We start from the raw sequence: 20,771 nt of genomic DNA on the forward strand, positions 1-20,771 counted from the left end.
GACGCGAACAGATGCGAGCTGGTGCATGTGTCCGACGCTGCCAGTGTGCCCCGAGGTCGGCTTCGTTGCCATAACGGCACGTCGCGGCGTCGCAGTCACCTTCCGTCGATGCGCTCCGACACTGGATTCGCCGTCGATGATCGTTACAATGACCGACGGTGACGATCAACAGCTCAGTCGACGACGGTCAGCGCACGCAGTTGCACCCGGTGTCCCCCATCGCCGAGCTCAGCCGATTCGGGACGACCACCGCCCATGCGGCCGCGGGCGTCGGACGCTTCGTCCTCCACACGGCAGGCGACGCCCTCCGGGGCCGCGCGCCGGGTTCGGCGAGGGTCGCCCACGAGATCCGCACGACCTTCGAACACCTCGGACCGACTTATGTGAAACTCGGTCAGCTCATCGCCTCGAGTCCCGGCGTGTTCTCCGAGTCCATGTCCGCCGAGTTCGAATCGCTGCTCGACCGGGTGAAGCCGGCCGACCCGGCACTCATGCGCGAACAGTTCATCGCCGAACTGGGTCGGGCTCCCGAAGAGGTGTTCGCGACCTTTGATCCGGTGCCGATCGCGTCGGCGTCGATCGCCCAGGTGCACACCGCCACCCTCCCCGGTGGCGAGGAGGTGGTGGTCAAGATCCAGCGCCCGGGCATCGCCGACCGCCTGGCCCCCGATGTCGCCATCCTCGAACGCCTCGCCGGCCTCGCCGAGATCTCCGAGTACGGGCGGATGCTCAGCGCACGACACGTGGTCGAGGACTTCGCGGCCGGCCTCGACGCCGAACTGGACTTCCGCATCGAAGCCGACACCATGCGCGAATGGTTCGCCTGTCTCCAGCCCGGGCCGTTCGGCGACCGCGTCCGCGTCCCGCACGTCTACGACGACTACACGACCCAGCGCGTGCTGACGATGGAGCGAATCCACGCGACCCGCATCGACGACGCCGCGGCCGTACGTGCCGCAGGCCACGACGGTGTCGCGCTCTGCCGCAACCTGCTGCTGTCCCTTCTCGAATCGGCGTTCCACGGCGGGTTGTTCCACGGCGACCTGCACGCCGGGAACGTCCTCGTCGACGACGCGGGCAAGCTGGTCCTCCTCGACTTCGGCATCGTCGGACGGTTCACCCCCCGCACCCGGCGCATCCTCCGCCAGCTCGTCGTCGATCTCGTGGTGCGCGGGGACTACGAGTCCGCGGGCCGTGCCATCTTCCTTCTCGGTGCCGTGCACAAGCCGGGGTCGACGTCCCAGGGTGCCGAGGACATCAAGAAGGTGACGACTCCGCTGTCGACCACCGATCTCGGTTCGATGTCCTACACCGACCTCGGGCGGCAACTCGCCGCGGTCGCCAAGGCCCACGATGCGCGACTGCCCCGGGAACTCGTCCTCGTCGGAAAGCAGCTGCTGTACGTCGAGAAGTACACCAAGCTTCTCGCACCCCGATGGAAGGCCATGTCCGACAAGGAGATCTACGGCTACATGGCCGGCATCCTGAAGGAGGCCGAACGCGACCGGCGAGCCGACCGGCGCTGACCGGGCGCCGCGTATCCCGGCATGTCGGACCCACTGTGCCCTTCTGTGGCAAACGCGACAGTTAGGGTGGGAGCGATCAGCTGATTCCAGGAGTCACACATGAGACGTTTTGTGCCGGCAGTGCTGGCCTTCTTCGGCGCTGCGTGCATCGCGGCGGCCATCGCCATACCGCTTTATCTCGTGCCGCAGTTGAAGGTGGTTCCGCTCGATCTGGACATCACGTCCGACGCCACCACTGTCGCCGCGGACGGTTCGACCGGAGAACGCTTTCCAGCGGTGATCTTCGATCGTTGCTCGGTGTCGGAGAATCGTGCCCGCACTCTGGAGGCACATCTCACGCAGCAGCGACGTTCGATCATCATCGAACCGTCGGACAGCCGCCAGGCCAGCCTGCAGTCGGCGCAGACCGTGCGCATCGACCGCCTGCGCGATGCCGAGGGAACCGAGACCGAACCCACCGTCGCCGCCGAGGGTGAGACCCGTACGTGCGAGGACGGTCTGCTGACGGCGACCATCGACCGGGTGTCGGTGAATCGCAAGACCTCGGCACCCAACGGCGCGGTCAGCTCGCTGCAACTCGAGGCGGTTCCCGAGGGCGGCAACGTCAACGACGTGTCGGTCGCCATCGACAACCGCACCGGCTACCAGTACAAGTTCGGTTTCGACGTGCAGCAGCGCGACTACCCGTACTACGACCTCAACACCCGCCAGGACTGCGCGGCGAAGTTCGAGGGCGAGGAGACCATCGACGGGGTGAACACGTACCACTTCGTGTGTGACGTCCCGGAGACCGACCTCTCCAACCTCCCGAACGCGCAGGGCGAGGCGGCACTCGGCACGATGCTGACGATGCCCGCCCGCTGGTGGGGCATCACCGGGCGCGGGGTGCGGGCGAACGATCCCATCACCATGCACCGGTACGCCGCCGCGACCCGCCACGTCTGGGTGGAGCCGGAGACCGGGACCATCGTCGACGGTCGTGAGGACCAGCACCAGTACTTCAAGTCCCCCGACCAGAGCGACGCCACGCCGGAAGCGGTGCGCGAGTTCCGCATGGACGCCCTGAAGGGCACGTTCAAGTGGACCGACGACACCGTCTCCAACCAGGCGGGCAAGGCCAGCGGTTACGTCGACCAGCTGAAGGTCGGCGGAGTGTGGGTGCCGATCATCCTCGGCATCGTGGGAGCGATCCTGTTGATCGCCGCCCTGCTCCTGTTCTTCCGCGGACGCCGTGACGACACCCGGGTCGACGACACCCCGCCGCCCACGACTCCCCCCGCCGACGAGCGCGACACCACGCTGATCAAGCGCGACGCCCCGCCGGCCGGAGCAGCTCCGGCGGGCGCGAATCCGTGGGAGCGACCGACCGAGCAGATCCCCAAGGTCGGCGACACACCGCCGGCCGACGACTCGGCCACGCGCACCTTCCGCAAGCAGCCCCCGCCCGAGTAGCGAGCGGCAGAGCACACACCGCGGGCGCATCCGGTATCCACCGGATGCGCCCGCGGTGTTTTTCGGTCCGGCACTTCTGCGGGTTGAGCCGCACCCCGCGGGTTGAGCCGCACCCCGCGCGCTGAGCCGCACCCCCGCGCGCTGAGCCGGGCCACACCCCCGCGGGTTGAGCCGGCCCCGAGCGGAGCGAGGCGCCGAGTCGAAGCCCCCTCCGCAACCAGCCCCCACAAGTGACCTCGACGGACGCGCGGGCACGCTACGCGTGCTCGAGCTGCTCGGCCAGCAGGGGCGCGCGGGCACGCTACGCGTGTACGAGCTGCTCACCCAGCAGTCGTGCACGAGCTGCTCACCCAGCAGATACAACAAGGGCCGGTGACCCGAAGGTCACCGGCCCTTGCCGACTGTCTTACGTGCGCGAGACCACCGCGGCCCTCAGAAGAAGGCGGGGCGGAAGGTCTTGGCCCACGACTCCTTGAAGGTGCTCTGCCAGTAGTCCCACCAGTGCGCACCGTCCGGGGTGATCCGGGTGGTGAGCTTGACGCCCGGCACGAGCGCGAGGCGACCGATGTAGAGCTGGCTGCTGGTCGACGCGGCGACCTCGAGCGGGATCATCTGCGCGAACTTGACGGGGTCGAAGTTGCTGCTGGCCGGGTTGACCGACGAGTCGTACTTGCTACCGACACCGCTACCGGACGAGACGTAGACGTTCTTGCCGGCGAGGTTGCCCGCGCTCAGGAACGGGTCGTTCTGGAACCAGGTCCCGGCGGGGAAGAAGCCCCACATGTTGAACGGGTTGCCACCGACCTCCGCGACCGAGGCCATGATGCCCTGGGTGAAGCCCGGCAGGGTGACCGTCGGGTAGCCGCTGTACGAGGCGACGGCCTTGTAGAAGGTCGGGTGACGCGACGCGAGGTTCAGCGCCGAGGTGCCCGACATGGACAGTCCGGCGATCCCGTTGCGACGGTTGTCGCTGCCGTGACGCGCTGCCATGTAGCCCGGCAGTTCGCGGGTCAGGAACGTCTCCCACTTGTTGACGCCCAGCTTGGGATCGCGGGTCTGCCAGTCGGTGTAGAAACTGCCTGCACCGCCGAACGGGATGGCGACGTTGGTGCCCTTGCCGGCCATGTAGCGCGCGACGTCGGTGTTGATCAGCCAACCGCTGTTGTTGTTGGGGGCACGGAGGCCGTCGAGCAGGTACAGCGTCGGCTTCGGTCCGCCACCGCCGGCCGAGACGATGCACACGGGCACGGTCCGGTTCATGGCGTTCGAGCGGACGTACTCGACATTGCAGCCGTTGGCCGCGGAGGCCTCCGGCGGAGCTGCGACCAGCGTCGCACCCGACACGGCCACGAGAGCCACGAGTCCGGCGACGAGGCGCTTACGGGCGCGTGTCAGCATTCGTCAGTTTTCCTTTGGATCACCACGGCCGGAACCGGCCGCTTGCGGGTCTTGCCTACCGGGTACTGCTGCGGGCTTGTGTACGAAGTCGTACGAGGAGGGATTGTATTGGTCCCCCCGGGCAGTGGTACCCGTCCCGCTGAAGTGTAACGGCACGATAACGCCACGGCAAAGGTGAGAGCGGGTCTTGTGATGCCCATCGGTGGTGGTTCATGTCACACCCTCCGCGGCTGAACAGCCCATTTGGTACATAGACGACGCGTCGGCCGATATCTTCGTCTGTTCGGTCCACATGCCCGCGATGCGGCCGTTACCGGTTTGGGTGGGCAACGGTGACCGTGGTTTTCTGGACAGCGGGCCCGGCCGCCCGCCTGTCCGACGATCACCGCCAAGTCCGCTCGACCCGCCACCGGAACCACTAGTGTCGGGACGTGCACATGGGCGAATACCTGTCCTGCGACGCGACCACCCTGGCGGGTCTCGTCGCCTCCGGCGAGGTGACGGCAGCCGAACTCTTCGACCTCGCGCGAACACGTGCGGACGCCGTCGATCCCTCCCTCAACGCCATCGTGATCCGCATGGACGCCGAAGCCGATGCCCGCGTCCGGGGAGACCTCACCGGGCCGTTCGCCGGCGTCCCGTTCCTCATCAAAGACCTCGCGCAGGACTACCGCGGGTACCCGACGACGCGCGGCTCTCGCGCCCTCGCCTCGCACATCGCCCGCGAACACTCCTTCGGCGTCAGGCGTTTTCTCGACGCCGGCCTGGTGATCTTCGGCAAGACGAACACTCCGGAATTCGGCGCGAAGGGGATCACCGAGCCCACGTTCTGGGGTCCGACGCGCAATCCCTGGGACCTGGAGGTGACCCCGGGCGGGTCGTCGGGCGGCAGCGCCGCCGCGGTGGCTGCCGGGATCGTGCCGGCGGCCGGGGCCAGCGACGGCGGCGGTTCCATCCGCATCCCCGCCGCATGCACCGGATTGTTCGGGCTCAAGAGTTCTCGTGGCCTGATGCCGTTCGGTCCGCAGACCGGCGAGCCGCTCTTCGGGATGGGCGTCGAGGGCGTGGTGACCCGGACCGTCCGCGACGCCGCGGCTCTCTACGACGTGCTCATCGGGCCGACGCCGTCGTCGACCTACCCGACGCCCCTGCACACCGAGAGCTACACCGCCCGGATCGCCACCCCGCCCCGGCTGCTGCGGATCGGCTACACCACGACGTCGGCGATCAACGCGAACCCGCACCCGGAAGCCGTGGCCGCGGTCGAACACGCCGCGTCGGTGCTGACCGACCTCGGCCACGCCGTCGAGGAGGTGGACCCGCCGCACGACGACGCCGCCCTCGCACGCGACTTCCTCGACATCTGGTTCGCCAAGTGCGCCGCGCAGGTCGACGAGGTCCGACGCCTCACCGGAGCTCCCGACTCGCATTTCGAAGCCGACACCCTGACCCTCGCCGAGCTTGGCCGAGCAGCCGGGGTCGTCCCGTTGTTCAGCGCGCTCGACCGGATCAACGACCACGTCCTGGCCCTCGACCGGTTCCATCAGACCCACGACCTGCTGCTCACGCCCACGCTCGCCGTGCCACCACCGCGGGTCGGTTCGATGACCACGCCGCCTGCCCTCCAGCGGGCGGCGCGGCTCGCCTCGCGCGCACGGTCAGGCCGCGCGATCTCCCGTCTCGGGATCATCGACAAACTCGTCTACGAGAGCCTCGGCTGGGTGCCGTACACCCAGCTCGCCAACCTCACCGGGCGGCCGGCCATGAGCGTGCCGCTGCACTGGACTGCGGCCGGCCTCCCCCTCGGCGTGCAGTTCGTCGGCCGTCTCGGTGCCGACGGCGATCTCCTCGCGCTCGCGGCCGGCCTCGAGGCGGCCGCACCGTGGTTCCACCGGTACGCCGACATCGTGCTCTAGTGCGGGGCTAGTCTCTTCTGCGAGTGCACATGCTCCGGAGCAACCCGGCATGGCTGCGGCGGGAGGAGATGCGGTGGCGGAGAACGAGGCCGACGCGGTGGTCGTCGGTGCGGGCCTGGCGGGACTCGTCGCGACATACGAGCTCACCAAGGCCGGGCGTCGCGTCGTCGTGGTCGATCAGGAGAACCGCAACAACCTTGGTGCGCAGGCATTCTGGTCCCTGGGCGGGTTGTTCATGGTGGACACACCCGAGCAGCGCCGCCTCGGCATCTCCGACTCCGCCGACCTCGCGCTGCAGGACTGGATGGGCTCGGCGGGTTTCGATCGTGAGGACGAGGACTACTGGCCACGCCAGTGGGCTCGCGCCTATGTGGACTTCGCCGCCACCGAGAAGCGGCAGTATCTGCACGACCTCGGTCTGCGTATCACCCCGATCGTCGGCTGGGCCGAACGCGGCGGCGGATTCGCCGACGGCCACGGCAACTCCGTGCCCCGCTTCCACCTCACGTGGGGAACCGGACCGGAGGTGGTCCGGGTCTTCGCCGAGCCGGTCCTGGATGCGGAGAAGCGCGGGCTCGTCGAGTTCCGGTTCCGGCATCGCGTCGACGAACTCGTCGTCGACGACGGCACCGCCGTGGGCGTGCGGGGTGTGACACTCGCCCCGACCGACGCCGAACGCGGCCGGGCGTCGAACCGGGATGTCGTGGGCGACTTCGAGATCCGTGCCGGATCGGTCATCGTCACCTCCGGTGGCATCGGGCACAACCACGATCTGATTCGCAAGAACTGGCCGGTCGATCGTCTCGGCCCCGCTCCGCAGACGATGATCTCCGGCGTCCCCGCGCACGTCGACGGCCGGATGCTGGAGATCACCGAGAGCGCCGGCGCCAACATCGTCAACCGCGACCGGATGTGGCACTACACCGAGGGCATCCACAACTGGGACCCGATCTGGCCCGATCACGCGATCCGGATCATCCCCGGCCCGTCGTCACTCTGGCTCGACGCCAACGGCAATCGTCTCGCACCGCCGAACTTCCCCGGCTTCGACACCAATTCGACGATGAAGGCGATCCTGTCGGCGGGCCACGACTACTCGTGGTTCATCCTCACGCAGACGATCGTGGAGAAGGAGTTCATGCTGTCGGGGTCGGAGCAGAACCCCGACATCACCGAGAAGGACCTCAAGCTCACCGCGAAGAGCCGGCTGGCGAAGGGTGCCTCGGGACCGGTGGACGCCTTCGTGCGCAACGGCGTCGACTTCGTGGTCGCCGACAACCTGCCCGAGCTGGTGGCCGGGATGAACAAGATCGCTCGCGGCCCCGAACTCGACCTCGCGGAGATCGAGCGCATCATCTCCGCGCGCGACGCCGAGATCGGCAACAAGTTCTCCAAGGACGCCCAGCTGATGGCGATCACCAATGCGCGACAGTATCTCGGCGACAAGATCGTTCGCGTCGCCAAGCCCCACCGGCTGCTCGACCCGGAGCACGGCCCGCTGATCGCGGTCCGGCTCAACGTCCTCACCCGCAAGACCCTGGGCGGTCTCGAGACCAACCTCGACTCCCAGGTGCTGCGGCCGGACGGCAGCGCCTTCGACGGCCTGTTCGCCGCCGGTGAGGTCGCGGGCTTCGGCGGTGGCGGCGTACACGGGTACAACGCCCTGGAGGGGACGTTCCTCGGCGGATGCATCTTCTCCGGGCGCGCCGCCGGCCGGGCGGTGGCGCGGGCCACACCGCGCAGCTGACGCGGACTCGTCCGCACCTCGTCGTCGAAAAGGGTTGCCTGCCCTATACATTCGCAGCATGATCTGCCACCCCACGCCGGGTGACGATCGGCTAGGGTGTTGGGCGTGCCGGTGCCCCAGACGATCCTGACCCGGAAGACGAAGTCGGCGATCTTCCTCGTCTTCACCATCGACGACGGCGGTGAAGACGCGGTTCGCGATGCGCTGGAGGAAATTCCCGGGCTGAACAACGCGGTGTCCTCGCGGGCACCGGAGGCCGCACTGGCCGGCATCGTGTCGATCGGGTCTGCGGCGTGGGACCGCCTGTTCGCCGGCCCGCGGCCCCGTTCGTTGCGTCCGTTCGTTCCCTACGAGGGCGAGGTCCACACCGCCCCGGCGACGCCCGGGGACCTGCTCGTGCACATCAAGTCCGACGACATGGGCCTGTGCTACGAACTCGGCGCCAAGATCACCGAGTCCTTCGGGGACGCGGTCACCGTGGTCGACGAGGTGCACGGCTTCCGCTACTTCGACCTACGCGACCTCATCGGGTTCGTCGACGGCACCGAGAACCCGACCGGACAGGCCGCGATCGACGCCATCACGGTCGGTGCGGAGGACCCGGACTTCGCGGGCGGCAGCTACGTCGCGATCCAGCGGTACGTGCACGACCTGTCGTCGTGGAACGGCCTGAGCACCGAGGAGCAAGAAGCCGCGATCGGACGCACCAAGCTCGACAACGTGGAGATGTCCGACGAGGTGAAGCCACCGAACTCCCACATCGCGCTGAACGTCGTCGAGGACGAGAACGGCGAGGAGATCGACGTGGTCCGCGACAACATGCCCTACGGCGACGTCTCCGGCACGGGCGTGAACGGCACCTTCTACATCGCCTACTCGGCAGCGCCCGACGTCACCGAGGAGATGCTGCGCAAGATGTTCATCGGCGACCCGCCCGGCACCTACGACCGCCTCCTCGACTTCACCACCGCGGTGACCGGGTCGCAGTTCTTCACCCCGACCCTCGACTTCCTCGAAGAGCTGCCGCCCGCGCCCGACGCCGCACCCGCCGCTCCCCCGTCCCCGACGACCCGTTCCGACGGTTCGCTGGGCATCGGGTCACTGCACTGACGACACGACACCCGACCACCGCACCCGGAAACCCCATCCCGGCCGCACCAGGAGGACACCATGAACAACCTGCATCGCGAACTCGCGCCGATCTCCGACGCGGCGTGGGCGGAGATCGAGGAGGAGGCCACCCGCTCGTTCAAGCGCAACGTCGCGGGCCGGCGCCTCGTCGACGTCACCGGGCCGCTCGGCTCCGACACCGCGTCGGTGACCCTGGGACATCGCACCAAGATCGACTCGCCCGCCCAGGGCATCACCGCGTTCCAGCGTCGCACCCAGTCGCTGGTCGAACTCAAAGTCCCGTTCACCGTGTCCCGGGAGGCCATCGACGACGTCGATCGCGGCGCGAAGGACTCCGACTGGGATCCGGTCGTGGACGCCGCGCGCGAACTCGCGCTCGCCGAGGACCGGGCCATCTTCGAGGGCTACACCGCGGCGTCGATCAGCGGGATCCGCGCCGAGGCCTCCGCCTCCCCGATCCCGCTGCCCACCGACGTCCGCGACTACCCGGAGGCGGTCAGTCAGGCGCTGAGCACACTACGACTCGCGTCGGTCGACGGTCCGTACGCGGTGGCCCTGTCGGCCGAGGCCTACACCCAGGTCAACGAGACGTCGAACCACGGCTACCCGATCCTCGAACACATCCAGCGGCTGTTCACCGGCGACATCGTGTGGGCGCCGGCGATCAGCGGCGCGTTCGTCATGAGCACCCGCGGCGGCGACTTCGAGCTGACCATCGGCCAGGACGTGTCGATCGGTTACGACTCACACGACGGCGATGTGGTGAACCTCTACTTCCAGGAGTCGTTCACCTTCCTCACCCACACCGCGGAGGCGGCCGTCGCGCTGACCGAACCGCCGACCGTCTGAGCGGCAGACCGTCGCCCTCGCCGGCCCCGCACACCGCCCGGGCGATACTCAGAGGCGTCCGTTGCGAGCGGCAACTAGTCTTGCGCAGGTGATCGCAGTAGAACACGGCCCGCTCTCGCTCCCGGCGGTCAGATGCTGACCCGCCTCATCCGCACGTACCTGGCGCGGTACCGGATCAACGTCGTACTCGTCATCGTGCTGCAGCTGCTCGCGACCACCGCGATGCTGTTCCTGCCGAGCCTGAACGCCGACATCATCGACAACGGCGTGGCCCGCGGTGACACCGGCTACATCCTGCGCATCGGCGGATGGATGCTGCTGGTGAGCGTCGCGCAGATCATCGTCACGGTCGCCGCCCAGTTCTTCGGGTCCCGCGCCGCGCTGGGGGTCGGGCGCGACATCCGCGGCGACCTGCTGCACCGGGTGAACTCCTTCTCCGCACGCGAGGTCGGCACCTTCGGTGCTCCGTCGCTGATCACCCGCACCACCAACGACGTCCAGCAGGTGCAGATGCTCATCGTCATGAGCAGCGCGATCCTGGTGATGGCTCCGATCATGTGCATCGGCGGCATCATCATGGGAGTCCGCGAGGCGCCCGCGTTGTCGTGGGTCATCGCCATCGCGGTACCCGTACTCGGGGTCTCGATGGGGGCCATCATCGCGAAGATGATCCCCGGCTTCCGCGCCATGCAGGAACGGATCGACAACGTCAACCGCGTCCTGCGCGAGCAGATCACCGGCATCCGGGTCGTCCGGGCGTTCGTGCGGGAGGACTACGAGCGCAAGCGGTTCGCCGTCGCCAACGACGATCTCGCCGATGCGACCCTGCACGTCGGACGGCTGATGGCCTTGATGTTCCCGGTCGTCATGGTGATCACCAATGTCACCATCGTCGCGGTCATCTGGTTCGGCGGTCACGCGGTCTCCGACGGTTCGCTCGAGATCGGCGCGCTGACCGCCGTGATGAGCTACGTCATGCAGATCCTGATGTCGGTGATGATGGCGTCGTTCCTGGCGATGATGGCACCGCGCGCGGCGGTCTGCGCCGAGCGCATCTCCGAGGTCCTGGCCACCGACACCTCGGTCCATCCGCCCAGTGAGCCGATCGGATTCGCCACCCATCCGGGCATGGTGGAGTTCGACGCCGCCGAGTTCCGCTACCCCGGCGCCGACGACCCGGTGTTGAGCGGCATCGACTTCCGCGTCGAGCCGGGCACGACGACCGCGATCGTCGGATCGACCGGCTCGGGCAAGACGACACTCGTCGGGCTGGTCCCGCGACTGATCGACACGACGTCCGGCGCGGTCCGGGTCGGCGGTACGGACGTGAAGCGGCTCGACCCCGATGAACTGCGATCGGTCGTCGGTCTGGTTCCGCAGCGGCCGTACCTCTTCTCGGGAACCGTCCGCTCGAACCTGCTGCACGGCAAGGCCGACGCGACCGACGACGAGATCTGGGAGGCCCTGCGGATCGCGCAGGCCGAGGACTTCGTGTCGGCGATGCCCGACGGGCTCGACACCAAGGTGTCCCAGGGCGGCACGACCGTCTCCGGCGGACAGCGCCAGCGCCTGGCGATCGCTCGGGCACTCATCCGCCGACCGGCCATCTACCTGTTCGACGACTCGTTCTCCGCGCTCGACCTCACCACGGATGCACGGTTGCGCGCCGCACTGCGTCCGGCCACACGCGAAGCGGCAGTGATCGTGGTGGCCCAACGTATCTCGACCATCATCGACGCCGAGCAGATCGTCGTCCTAGATCGCGGACGGATCGTCGGTCTCGGTACGCACGACGACCTGCGCCAGTCGTGTCCCACCTATGCCGAGATCGTCGAATCACAGATGGCGATGGAGGAGCGCGCATGACCCGGCCCGCAGGTTCGCCGATGGCGGCCGGACCCGAATCCAAACCCCGCTCGTTCTGGCCTTCGGTCAAACGCGTTGTCGCACAACTGGCCTCTTATCGCATGCTGATGACCGTGACGCTGGCCTCGCTGGTGGGCTCGGTCGTGCTGATCGCGATCGCGCCCCGCGTGCTCGGTTACGCCACCGACCTCGTCTTCGACGGCGTCATCGGACGCACCCTGCCCGAGGGGCTCACCAAGGAACAGGCGGTCGCCGGTCTCCGCGAGAGCGGGGACGACACCTTCGCCGACATGGTCTCCTCGATGGACGTGACACCCGGCGTCGGAGTGGATTTCGGCGAAGTCGGCCGCGTGCTGCTCATCACCCTGGCGCTCTACGTCGTCTCGTCACTGCTCGCGTGGCTGGCCGGCTACCTGCTGAACATCGTCGTCGTCGGCACCATCCGTCGGCTGCGCGACGACGTCGAGGCCAAAGTGCATCGCCTGCCGCTGCGCTACTACGACACCATGCCTCGTGGTGAGCTGCTGAGTCGGGTGACCAACGACCTCGACAATCTGTCACAGAGCATGCAGCAGACCATCTCCCAGTTCGCCAACTCGGTGCTGACGGTGATCGCGCTGCTGATCATGATGATCTGGATCTCGCCGCTGCTTGCCCTGATCGCCGTGGCCACGGTTCCGCTGGCGATCATCGCGACCGGCGTGATCGCCAAACGGTCGAAGCCGCACTTCTCGGCGCAGTGGTCCTCGACCGGCGCCCTCAACGCTCAGGTCGAGGAGGCCTTCACCGGCCACGAGCTGGTGACCGCCTTCGGCCGCCAGCGCGAGATCCAGTCGACCTTCGACGAACGCAACCAGAAGCTGTACGAGTCCAGTTGGCGGGCGCAGTTCATCTCGGGCGTCATCATGCCGACGATCATGTTCCTGGGGAACCTGAACTACGTCGCGGTCGCGGTTGTCGGCGGTCTGCGCGTGGCCTCGGGATCGCTGAGTCTCGGTGAGGTGCAGGCGTTCATCCAGTACTCGCGCCAGTTCACCCAACCGCTGACGCAGATCGGTTCGATGATCAACCTCATGCAGAGCGGCGTCGCATCCGCCGAGCGGATCTTCGACATCCTCGACGCCGACGAACAGTCGCCGGACGCCGCGAGCCCGAAGACCCCCACCGACGACAAGGGACTCATCGAGTTCGACGACGTGTCCTTCCGCTATGTCGAGGACAAACCGCTCATCGAGAACCTCAGCCTGGTGGCCCGCCCCGGACACATGGTCGCGATCGTCGGTCCGACCGGCGCGGGCAAGACCACCCTGGTCAACCTGATCATGCGGTTCTACGACGTCGATTCGGGCGTCATCTGCGTGGACGGAGTCGACTCGACCCAGATGACCCGCGACGACCTGCGCGAACGCACCGGCATGGTGTTGCAGGACTCGTGGCTCTTCGGCGGCACCATCTACGACAACATCGCCTACGGCGACCCCACCGCCTCGCGGGAAGAAGTGCTCGACGCGGCCCGGATGAGTCACGTCCACCACTTCGTGCGGACCCTTCCCGACGGTTACGACACCGTCCTCGACGACGAGGGCGGCGGGGTGAGTGCCGGTGAGCGGCAGCTCATCACGATCGCGCGGGCGTTCCTCGCCCGTCCCACGATCTTGATCCTCGACGAGGCGACCAGCTCCGTCGACACCCGCACCGAGCTGCTCATCCAGAAGGCGATGGCGAATCTGCGGTCGGACCGTACGAGTTTCGTCATCGCGCACCGGTTGTCCACGGTGCGCGACGCCGACGTCATCGTCGTCATGGAGGACGGTCACATCGTCGAGCAGGGCAGCCACGACGAACTGCTCGCCGCCCGCGGCGCTTACTGCCGGCTCTACGAGAGTCAGTTCACCGGAGCCATCGAGGCGACCTGAGCGACCCCCTCTGCTCCCTGAGGCGCGAGGAGCGCTAGCGACGAGCCACGATGGGCCTGGTGACGCGGGTTTCGGAGCCCGTCGTGGCTCGCTTCGCTCGCACCTCAGGGAGCAGTAAAGGCGTCCCCTCCGCTCCCTGAGGTGCGAGGAGCGTAAGCGACGAGCCCACCCCCGATCCCTGAGGTGCGAGGAGCGTAAGCGACGAGCCTCGAAGGGTCACGAAGGTCGCTCGTTGCGCGCCGCGCGTTCGACGAGGCCGGCGATGCGTTTGGTCTTGGTCTCGGGTCGTTTCGCCAGGGCGATCTGCGACAGTCCGAACTTGCGCGCGCTCGGCGGGAACGCATCCCAGTTGGCCCGGGCGGCGGGGTCGGCGTCGAGCGCGGCGGCCAGTTCGGGGGACTCGATCAGTGCCTCGGCATCGTCGAACAGGGTCCAGAGGCCGCGGGCCTGGGCGTCGTCGATGACGGCCTGACCGGCGGGCTGGATGCGGCCGGCGGCCGCGAGGTCGGCGACGCGCGCCTTGTTGGACGCCGACCACCCGCTGTTGCGCCCGCGCCGGGTGAACCACATGCCGCGGCGTTGTTCGTCGATGACACGGGTGTGACCGTCGATCCACCCCCAGCACAGCGCCTCGCGAACACACTCGTCGTAGTCGATCGGCTCCCGGCCCGAGCCCTTGCGCCAGAACACAAGCCACACTCCGGGCGACGTCTCGTGATTGTCGCGCAACCACTCTCGCCACGCATCGACGGTCTCGACGGTGAGCTTCGGGGCATCGGGATCGGCCATTCGTCAACCCTAATGACCTACGTCCAGGTCTCGGTACAGTTGAGCCGTGAACGAGATCGTCAACTTTGCCACGGACAACTGGTGGCTGATCTTCCCGATCGGCGCGGTCGTCGGCGGGTGGGCGGGTTCGATCGGCAAGTACAACGAGAAGCGGCGCAGGGACAAGATCGAGCTCGCTCGGATCAAGGCCACAGCACAGTCCGAGCAACTCAAGCTCACGACGACCTCGGCCGATCAGCTGCGCAGGGTGCACCGACAGCACGACGCACTCAACGAGAAGTGGTTCGCCTACGAACTCGATCTCGCGACCCTGATCGAGTACCCGCTGATGACCGACATGCGCGAGCCGCTGACCCTCGCCTTCCACCGGGCCCGGGTGCGCGCGGACGACCTACGACCAGATCCCGCCGCCGCGGACCTCTCCACAGCCGCGACATCGATGTCGCCGGCGGATTTCGCCGAGTACCGCGACGCGGTCGGCGACTACGCCGCCGCCTTCGACGCAGCCGAGCGAGAAGCCCGGCGTCGCAAGCAGTCCGGCTTCTCCCCGGTCGAGCGCGAGGCACTCGACCGGGCGCGCAAACTGATCAACGTCGCCGCCGACGCCGGGGCCACGCCGGCCGAGCGGCAGGCCGCCTACAAGAAGGTCCGCGCCGAGCTCGACGGCATCATCGACGTCCCGCAGGTGGCGGCCGCACATCTCGAACAGCAGATAGCCGGGGCGCTCGAGCGCGGCTCGGACTGATCAGAGATCCGGGATCGGAAGGTCGAGGTTGGGCGCGATGATGCCGCCGTCGACCTCCAGGATCTTGCCGGTGACGTAGGCGCCCGCCGGTGACGCCAGGTAGAGCGCGGCCGCGGCGATGTCCTCCGGATCGCCCAGACGGTGCAGCGGCGTCGAAGTCTCGACGGCGCTGCGCATCCCCTCGTCACCCGCGACGATCTCCAGCGCCGACGTCAGGATGGCGCCCGGCGCGATCCCGTTCACCCGGATCTTCGGATTCAGATCCATCGCCGCGATGCGGGTGTAGTGCGCGAGAGCGGCTTTCGCGGTGCCGTAGGCCGCGTAGGCACGCCCGGGCAGGCGGCCGACCGCGGAGGTGATGTTGATGATCGAACCCTGACCGCTGGTCGCGAGGATCTGCTTGGCACCGGCGACGACGAGCGCGTGTGCATTACCGACGTTGAAGTCGAAGGCATCCCGCAGGTGCTTGGGACTCGTGTCGAACAGCGGCCGGGGCATCGCACCGCCGACATTGTTGACCACGGTGTCGAGTCGCCCGAACTCATCGACCGCGGTCTGCGCGAGCGCGGCCGCCGCATCGGGGTCGGCGAGGTCCACTGCGACGGTGTGGGCGCGCCGGCCCGCGGCACGGACCCGTTCGGCGACCTGTTCGAGGTCGGACTCGCTGCGGGCCGCGATCACCACATCGCCGCCGGCCTCGGCGAAGGCGACCGCGATCGCCGCCCCGAGCCCCGGCTCGCGCCGGTCACGATGGCCACCTGGTCGTCTATCCGGAATCTGTCGAGAATCACCCGTCGACCATGCCACGTCGAACCCAAAAACGAGAACGTGTTCTAGAAATCGGTCGCAACCGGCCGGACGAGACCTCAGTAATCCCGTCCGACGGTGACCACGGACAGGAGATCCTCGTCCGCGGCGAACCTGCGCAGATTCTCGGCGACCCACGGCGCGAGTTCACGTGTCAGTCCCGACGCCGGGTTGGCGACGTGCGGGGTGATGATCACGTTCGGCAGGGACCAGAGCGGATGGTCCTCGGCGGGCGGTTCCGGATCGGTCACATCGAGAGCAGCCCCGGCGATCTGACCGTCGGCCAACGCGCGGTACAGCGCTTCTTCGTCGACCAGGGGGCCGCGCGCGATGTTCACCACCCATGCGTGCGCGGGCAGCGCGGCCAGGCTGTCGGCGTTGATCATGTGCCGTGTCTCGGGCGTCGCCGGCGCGGCCAGCACGACGTGGTCGATCGTCGCCCACAGGTCGTCCAACTCGTCCGATCGGCGGACCTCGTGCGCGCCGGGGACCGCTCGGCCCGACCGGTTCACCGCGACGACGCGGGCACCGCATGCCCGGAGGCGCGGAGCGAGAGATGCGCCGATCCCGCCGGCTCCGACGATGGCCACGGTGGAACCGTGCAGTGACCGGACCGCGGTGTCGATCCGCTCCTTGTCCCAGTGCCGGAGGACGGCGGTGTTGATCTGCCGAAGTCCCGCGAGGAGAAGCGCCAGCGCGTGCTCGGCGACGTTCTCGGCATAGAAGCCCGACGCGTTGGTCCAGGTGCGGCGGTCGTCGAGGATGTCGGCGGCCACGAAGTCCTCGATCCCCGCGGTCTTGAGGGCCACCCACTCGACAGTGTCGGGCAGCTCCGGAAAGTCAGACGGCGGTCCGATCCACACCAGCACCCGCGCGTCGTCGAGGCCGACGATCCGTCCGCCCGCACCCTCGATCGCCTCGACCAGGTGCTCGTCGCGCACGGGTTCGAGGGCCACCGCCACCGGGGTCATCGGGCGACCGACCGGGCCGCGGTCGTCGCCAGTTCGTCGGCGATCTCGTTGAAGTGATCGCCGGCGTGCCCCTTCACCCAGCGCCACTCCACCTGATGCCGCTTCTCCTCCTCGACCAGACGGCGCCACAGATCCGCGTTCTTGACCGGCTTGCGGTCCTTGGTCTTCCAGCCGTTCGCCTGCCAGCCGTTGACCCACTTCATGATCCCGTTGCGGACGTACGTCGAGTCGGTGTAGATGATGACGTTCGACGGTCTGGTCAGTGCCGCGAGACCCTCGATGGCGGCCGTGAGTTCCATCTTGTTGTTCGTCGTATCGGGCTCGGAACCGGAGATCCGCTTCTCGGTGCCCTTGTAGCGGAGCACCGCACCCCATCCGCCCGGGCCCGGGTTGCCCAGGCAGGCACCGTCGGTCGAGATCTCGACGACGTCCGACCCCGCTCCCGGGTCTGCGGAGGAGCCGTCGGCTGTCGGGTTCGCAGAAGCTGTCACGCACGGAAGCCTACGGCAGGCGCGACGGCCGGCAGCACCCTCGTCGAGGGGGCAAACCGACGGCGTTCCCGACATCTCGGGCGCCGGGCACCAGTGGTGTCTAGGGTGGACCCATGGCTGTGTGGGACCCGACACGCTATCTGCAATTCGCCGACGATCGCGCGCGGCCGTTTCTCGACCTCATCGCGCAGATCCCGACCAACCCGCTGTCGGTGGTCGACCTGGGTTGCGGACCGGGCCATCTGACCAAGCACCTGCGTGCACTCTGGCCGGCGGCCGAGATCCTGGGCATCGACGACTCGGCGGAGATGGTCGACCGGGCCATCCGCGACAACACCGACCCGCGCGCCAACTACGACGCCGTCGACGTCTCGCAGTGGGCGCCGCACCGGCCGGTCGACCTGATGATCTCCAACGCGATGTTCCAGTGGGTCCCCGATCACCTCGAGGTGATCGACCGGCTGCTCGGTTATCTCACCGACGGCGGCGCGTTCGCGTTACAGGTCCCGAACAACACCGACTCGCCGACCCACGCGGCTCTCGCCGAGCTCGCCGTGACCGAACCGTATGTCGGGGCGTTCGGCGACCTACGCGGGCTGCCGCGTCTCGACGCCGAGGTGTACCTGGACTTCTTCGCCGAGCGCGGCTACCACGTCAACGCGTGGGAGACGACCTACTTCCACGTGCTCGACGGCCAGGATCCGGTGTTCGACTGGATGTCCGGAACGGGCGCGCGTCCCTACCTGCAGGCGCTCACCGACGACCTCCGGAAGCGCTTCATCGCCGACCTGAAGGAACGCTTCGCCGAGGCCTATCCGCGACGGGAATGGGGTACCGTTCTGCCCTTCCGCCGCACGTTCGCCGTGGCCACTCGCCGCTGATCCTCGCGTCCTCGTCCCCCCTCCGGAGAACAGCGCTCGCGTCGTTCATCGGAATCGGGGAACGACAATTCAGAGCGAGCCTCGAAGGGTCACGCACCGGCATCGGTTTGGCATCGGCGACGCTGCCCGGTGCCACTTCTGCAACACTGACGCCACTGTCGTTTCCTCAGGGGGGTACGTCCATGCCTCGACGCAGCCGGACTCGTCTGCGCCCTGCCCACCATGTCCGACGCCGCGTCATTGCAACCGTTGCCGCCGTCGGCCTGGCCGGCGGCGTGCTCGCTGCTGTGCCGGCACCGGCGCGAGCCGCGGTCTGCAACGTCACCGGCATCACCGGAGGAGACGTCGGGAGCACCGGAAGTTCGGGGTCCAGCGAGCTCGGGTGGGGCAGTCTCGACTTCGGCAGCTATCGGGCGGGCGGCAAGAAGCCACAGGGGCCGCTCCCGAAACTCACCGGTGCCAGCAGGGCCGTCTCGTGGGTGACCGGTCCGCGAAGTCCCGCTCGCACCGACACCCGTTTCGGTATCACCGCCACCGACGTCGGCGTGCCGTGGGACAACGGCTCCGGCCAGATACTGATGGCCTTCGGCGACACATGGGGCAAGTGCGCGGGCCAGATGGCCTGGAAGCACAACACGATGCTGCGTAGTGACGCGAACTCCGATCTGGCCAAGGGAATCCGATTCCCGAACGCCGTCCCGGGATCGGTCCGGTCAGGTGCCTCGGTGTCATCGGCACATCCGAGATGGGCACAACCCATGTTCAACGCGGTCGGGGTGCGCAACATCGAGGTCGGTCGAATCCCCACCGGCGGGATCTCGGTCAACGGCACCCAGTTCGTCAGCTTCATGTCGATCCATCGTTGGCTCGGCCCCGGCCGGTGGAGCACGAATTACTCGGGAATCGCCGTGTCGCACAACAATGGTCAGACCTGGACCGTCGACAACAACACCCTCCGCTGGAACACCGACCTGACGATTCCCGGCGTTCCCCAGGTCGCGAGTGGCCACAACCGGTTTCAGATGGGCGCCTTCCTCCGAAGCGGTGAGTACATCTACCAATACGGCACGCCGAATGGGCGTTTCGGCTCGGCCCACGTGGCCCGGTTCCGTCCCGCCGACATCCTGAACCTCAACCGGTATCAGTACTTCCGGGGCGGCACGTCGTGGTCGCCGAATCCGGCCGAGGCCGCGCCGATCGTCGCCGGTCCGATGGGCGAGCTCTCGGTGGCCTACAACGCCTTTCTCGGCCGGTTCGTCATGCTGACCGAGCGCGCGGGGACGATCATGATGCGCACGTCGCCGTCACCCGTGGGACCGTGGAGCGGCGAGCGAGTGCTCATCTCCCAGAAGCAGTCCAGCGGCCTGTACACGCCCTACATCCACCCTCGGTCGTCGGGAGAGGACCTCTACTTCGTCGTCTCGCGATGGGACGACTACAACGTCATGCTGGTGCGGACCGACCTGTCGAAGGTGCGTCCGTGAGCCGGCGCATCGTACTGATCCGCGCCGTCAACGTCGGCGGGGCGAAACTCCCGATGGCCGAATTGCGCCAGATCGCAACCGACCTCGGTGCCGATGAGGTCACGACCTACATCGCGTCGGGCAATCTGATCTGTTCGCCACCTCCCGACCCGGACGAGTTCGACCGCGCTCTCGAGACCGCGCTGGAGGAGCGCTACGGTTGGTTCCGCGAGGTCATCAGCCGCACGACCGACCAGGTCCGTGCCGCGCTGGACGCGCATCCGTTCGACATCGTCGACGACAAGTACTCCTACGTCTACTTCCTGACCGGCGAACCGGTGCCCGACAAGGTGACCGCCTTCGAGCGCAAGGACTTCGGCGAGGACGTCGTCCGGGTCATCGGGTCCGATCTGCACATCCGCTACGCCGACGGGGCGGGCCGCTCGACGTTGACCGCGCCGGTCATCGCTCGCGGTCTGGGTGTGCAGGGAACCGGACGTAATCTGCGGACCGTCCGGAAGCTGCTGGAGCTGGCCGGCTCCTAGCACCGATCAGGTGGCCCGTGCCCCGGCACGGGCGTAGCGTCGGTGGAGGCATCACGAGACAAACCAGACGAACCAGACGTTCGCGTCGAGAGGAGTCCGGACATGAGTCAACCGGTCCCGCCGCCACCGCCACCGCCCGAGCCCATACCCGCGCCGGAGCCCATCCCGGAGCCGCCACCGGAACCGCCGATCCCCGTACCCACTCCGCCGCCGGCTCCCGACCCGCAGCCCGCACCCCCGCAGCCGGACCCGCCGCCACGGCCCACGGTGATCTGAGC

At 68.0% G+C, this 20,771-nt stretch carries 17 protein-coding genes and 1 pseudogene; 13 read left to right on the top strand and 5 right to left on the bottom strand.

All coding sequences use genetic code 11. The features are described 5' to 3' along the window. Window positions 1–158: 158 nt before the first annotated feature. Together AC3B5T_RS05810 and pgfA are read left to right on the top strand one after the other, a co-directional pair. Complete coding sequence (locus AC3B5T_RS05810; protein ID WP_014928539.1) at window positions 159–1,526, top strand: ABC1 kinase family protein; 1,368 nt, start codon at window positions 159–161, stop codon at window positions 1,524–1,526. Between the two features lie 99 nt (window positions 1,527–1,625). Continuing rightward, the gene (gene pgfA / locus AC3B5T_RS05815) at window positions 1,626–2,978 is read left to right on the top strand and encodes a cell envelope lipid trafficking protein PgfA (RefSeq protein ID WP_035717572.1); all 1,353 of its coding nucleotides are present in this window, start codon (window positions 1,626–1,628) and stop codon (window positions 2,976–2,978) included. A 432-nt stretch (window positions 2,979–3,410) separates the two neighbouring features. Here the strand turns inward: pgfA and AC3B5T_RS05820 are convergent, their stop codons facing one another. Then, window positions 3,411–4,376: an alpha/beta hydrolase gene (locus AC3B5T_RS05820; RefSeq protein WP_488358411.1), complete on the bottom strand. Its 966-nt coding sequence runs from the start codon at window positions 4,374–4,376 to the stop codon at window positions 3,411–3,413. 437 nt (window positions 4,377–4,813) lie between these two features. Here AC3B5T_RS05820 and AC3B5T_RS05825 point away from each other — a divergent pair, with 437 nt between their 5' ends. The 6 genes from AC3B5T_RS05825 (at window position 4,814) to AC3B5T_RS05850 (ending at window position 13,801) form a co-directional block, all read left to right on the top strand. Then, the gene (locus tag AC3B5T_RS05825) at window positions 4,814–6,292 is read left to right on the top strand and encodes an amidase (protein WP_488358752.1); all 1,479 of its coding nucleotides are present in this window, start codon (window positions 4,814–4,816) and stop codon (window positions 6,290–6,292) included. Between the two features lie 73 nt (window positions 6,293–6,365). Further along, entirely contained in the window at window positions 6,366–8,039 is a 1,674-nt protein-coding gene (locus AC3B5T_RS05830; RefSeq protein WP_488358413.1) for an FAD-binding dehydrogenase, read from the top strand. 105 nt (window positions 8,040–8,144) lie between these two features. After that, window positions 8,145–9,149, top strand: a complete 1,005-nt coding sequence (locus tag AC3B5T_RS05835) for a Dyp-type peroxidase (RefSeq protein ID WP_010843184.1) — start codon at window positions 8,145–8,147, stop codon at window positions 9,147–9,149. A gap of 60 nt (window positions 9,150–9,209) precedes the next feature. After that, the gene (locus AC3B5T_RS05840) at window positions 9,210–10,019 is read left to right on the top strand and encodes a family 1 encapsulin nanocompartment shell protein (RefSeq protein ID WP_010843185.1); all 810 of its coding nucleotides are present in this window, start codon (window positions 9,210–9,212) and stop codon (window positions 10,017–10,019) included. Between the two features lie 132 nt (window positions 10,020–10,151). Next, window positions 10,152–11,885 (top strand): ABC transporter ATP-binding protein, encoded by a 1,734-nt coding sequence (locus AC3B5T_RS05845; RefSeq protein WP_010843186.1) that lies wholly within the window; start codon window positions 10,152–10,154, stop codon window positions 11,883–11,885. Further along, entirely contained in the window at window positions 11,882–13,801 is a 1,920-nt protein-coding gene (locus tag AC3B5T_RS05850; RefSeq protein ID WP_010843187.1) for an ABC transporter ATP-binding protein, read from the top strand. Before AC3B5T_RS05845 ends, AC3B5T_RS05850 begins: the two co-directional genes overlap by 4 nt. A 216-nt stretch (window positions 13,802–14,017) precedes the next feature. Here AC3B5T_RS05850 and AC3B5T_RS05855 read toward each other — a convergent pair whose 3' ends face one another. Then, a complete protein-coding gene (locus AC3B5T_RS05855) occupies window positions 14,018–14,590 on the bottom strand; it encodes a YdeI/OmpD-associated family protein (protein ID WP_014928548.1) in 573 nt (190 codons plus the stop codon). 46 nt (window positions 14,591–14,636) lie between these two features. On the opposite strand from AC3B5T_RS05855, the gene AC3B5T_RS05860 reads away from it, so the two are divergent. Then, complete coding sequence (locus AC3B5T_RS05860) at window positions 14,637–15,335, top strand: hypothetical protein (protein WP_035718154.1); 699 nt, start codon at window positions 14,637–14,639, stop codon at window positions 15,333–15,335. Here the strand turns inward: AC3B5T_RS05860 and AC3B5T_RS05865 are convergent. The 3 genes and pseudogenes from AC3B5T_RS05865 to rnhA form a co-directional block, all read right to left on the bottom strand. Next, a pseudogene (locus AC3B5T_RS05865) lies at window positions 15,336–16,126 on the bottom strand (SDR family oxidoreductase). It lies immediately after the preceding gene. 75 nt (window positions 16,127–16,201) lie between these two features. After that, on the bottom strand, window positions 16,202–17,113 hold the full coding sequence (locus AC3B5T_RS05870; RefSeq protein ID WP_488358415.1) for a D-isomer specific 2-hydroxyacid dehydrogenase family protein: 912 nt from the start codon (window positions 17,111–17,113) through the stop codon (window positions 16,202–16,204). Next, window positions 17,110–17,604 (bottom strand): ribonuclease HI, encoded by a 495-nt coding sequence (gene rnhA / locus AC3B5T_RS05875; protein WP_488358416.1) that lies wholly within the window; start codon window positions 17,602–17,604, stop codon window positions 17,110–17,112. The genes AC3B5T_RS05870 and rnhA overlap by 4 nt, the downstream gene beginning before the upstream one ends. 113 nt (window positions 17,605–17,717) lie before the next feature. On the opposite strand from rnhA, the gene AC3B5T_RS05880 reads away from it, so the two are divergent. The 4 genes from AC3B5T_RS05880 (at window position 17,718) to AC3B5T_RS05895 (ending at window position 20,769) form a co-directional block, all read left to right on the top strand. Then, a complete protein-coding gene (locus AC3B5T_RS05880) occupies window positions 17,718–18,485 on the top strand; it encodes a methyltransferase domain-containing protein (RefSeq protein ID WP_488358418.1) in 768 nt (255 codons plus the stop codon). Between the two features lie 182 nt (window positions 18,486–18,667). Continuing rightward, window positions 18,668–19,969 carry a glycoside hydrolase family 183 protein gene (locus tag AC3B5T_RS05885; RefSeq protein ID WP_488358419.1) on the top strand — a complete coding sequence of 434 codons (1,302 nt, stop codon included), beginning with the start codon at window positions 18,668–18,670 and terminating at the stop codon, window positions 19,967–19,969. Continuing rightward, window positions 19,966–20,493, top strand: coding sequence for a DUF1697 domain-containing protein (locus AC3B5T_RS05890; RefSeq protein WP_488358421.1), 528 nt, complete (start codon window positions 19,966–19,968; stop codon window positions 20,491–20,493). Before AC3B5T_RS05885 ends, AC3B5T_RS05890 begins: the two co-directional genes overlap by 4 nt. A 102-nt stretch (window positions 20,494–20,595) precedes the next feature. Then, complete coding sequence (locus tag AC3B5T_RS05895; protein WP_488358422.1) at window positions 20,596–20,769, top strand: hypothetical protein; 174 nt, start codon at window positions 20,596–20,598, stop codon at window positions 20,767–20,769. Window positions 20,770–20,771: the final 2 nt, after the last annotated feature.

The sequence above is a fragment of the Gordonia sp. G4 genome, from assembly GCF_057770005.1.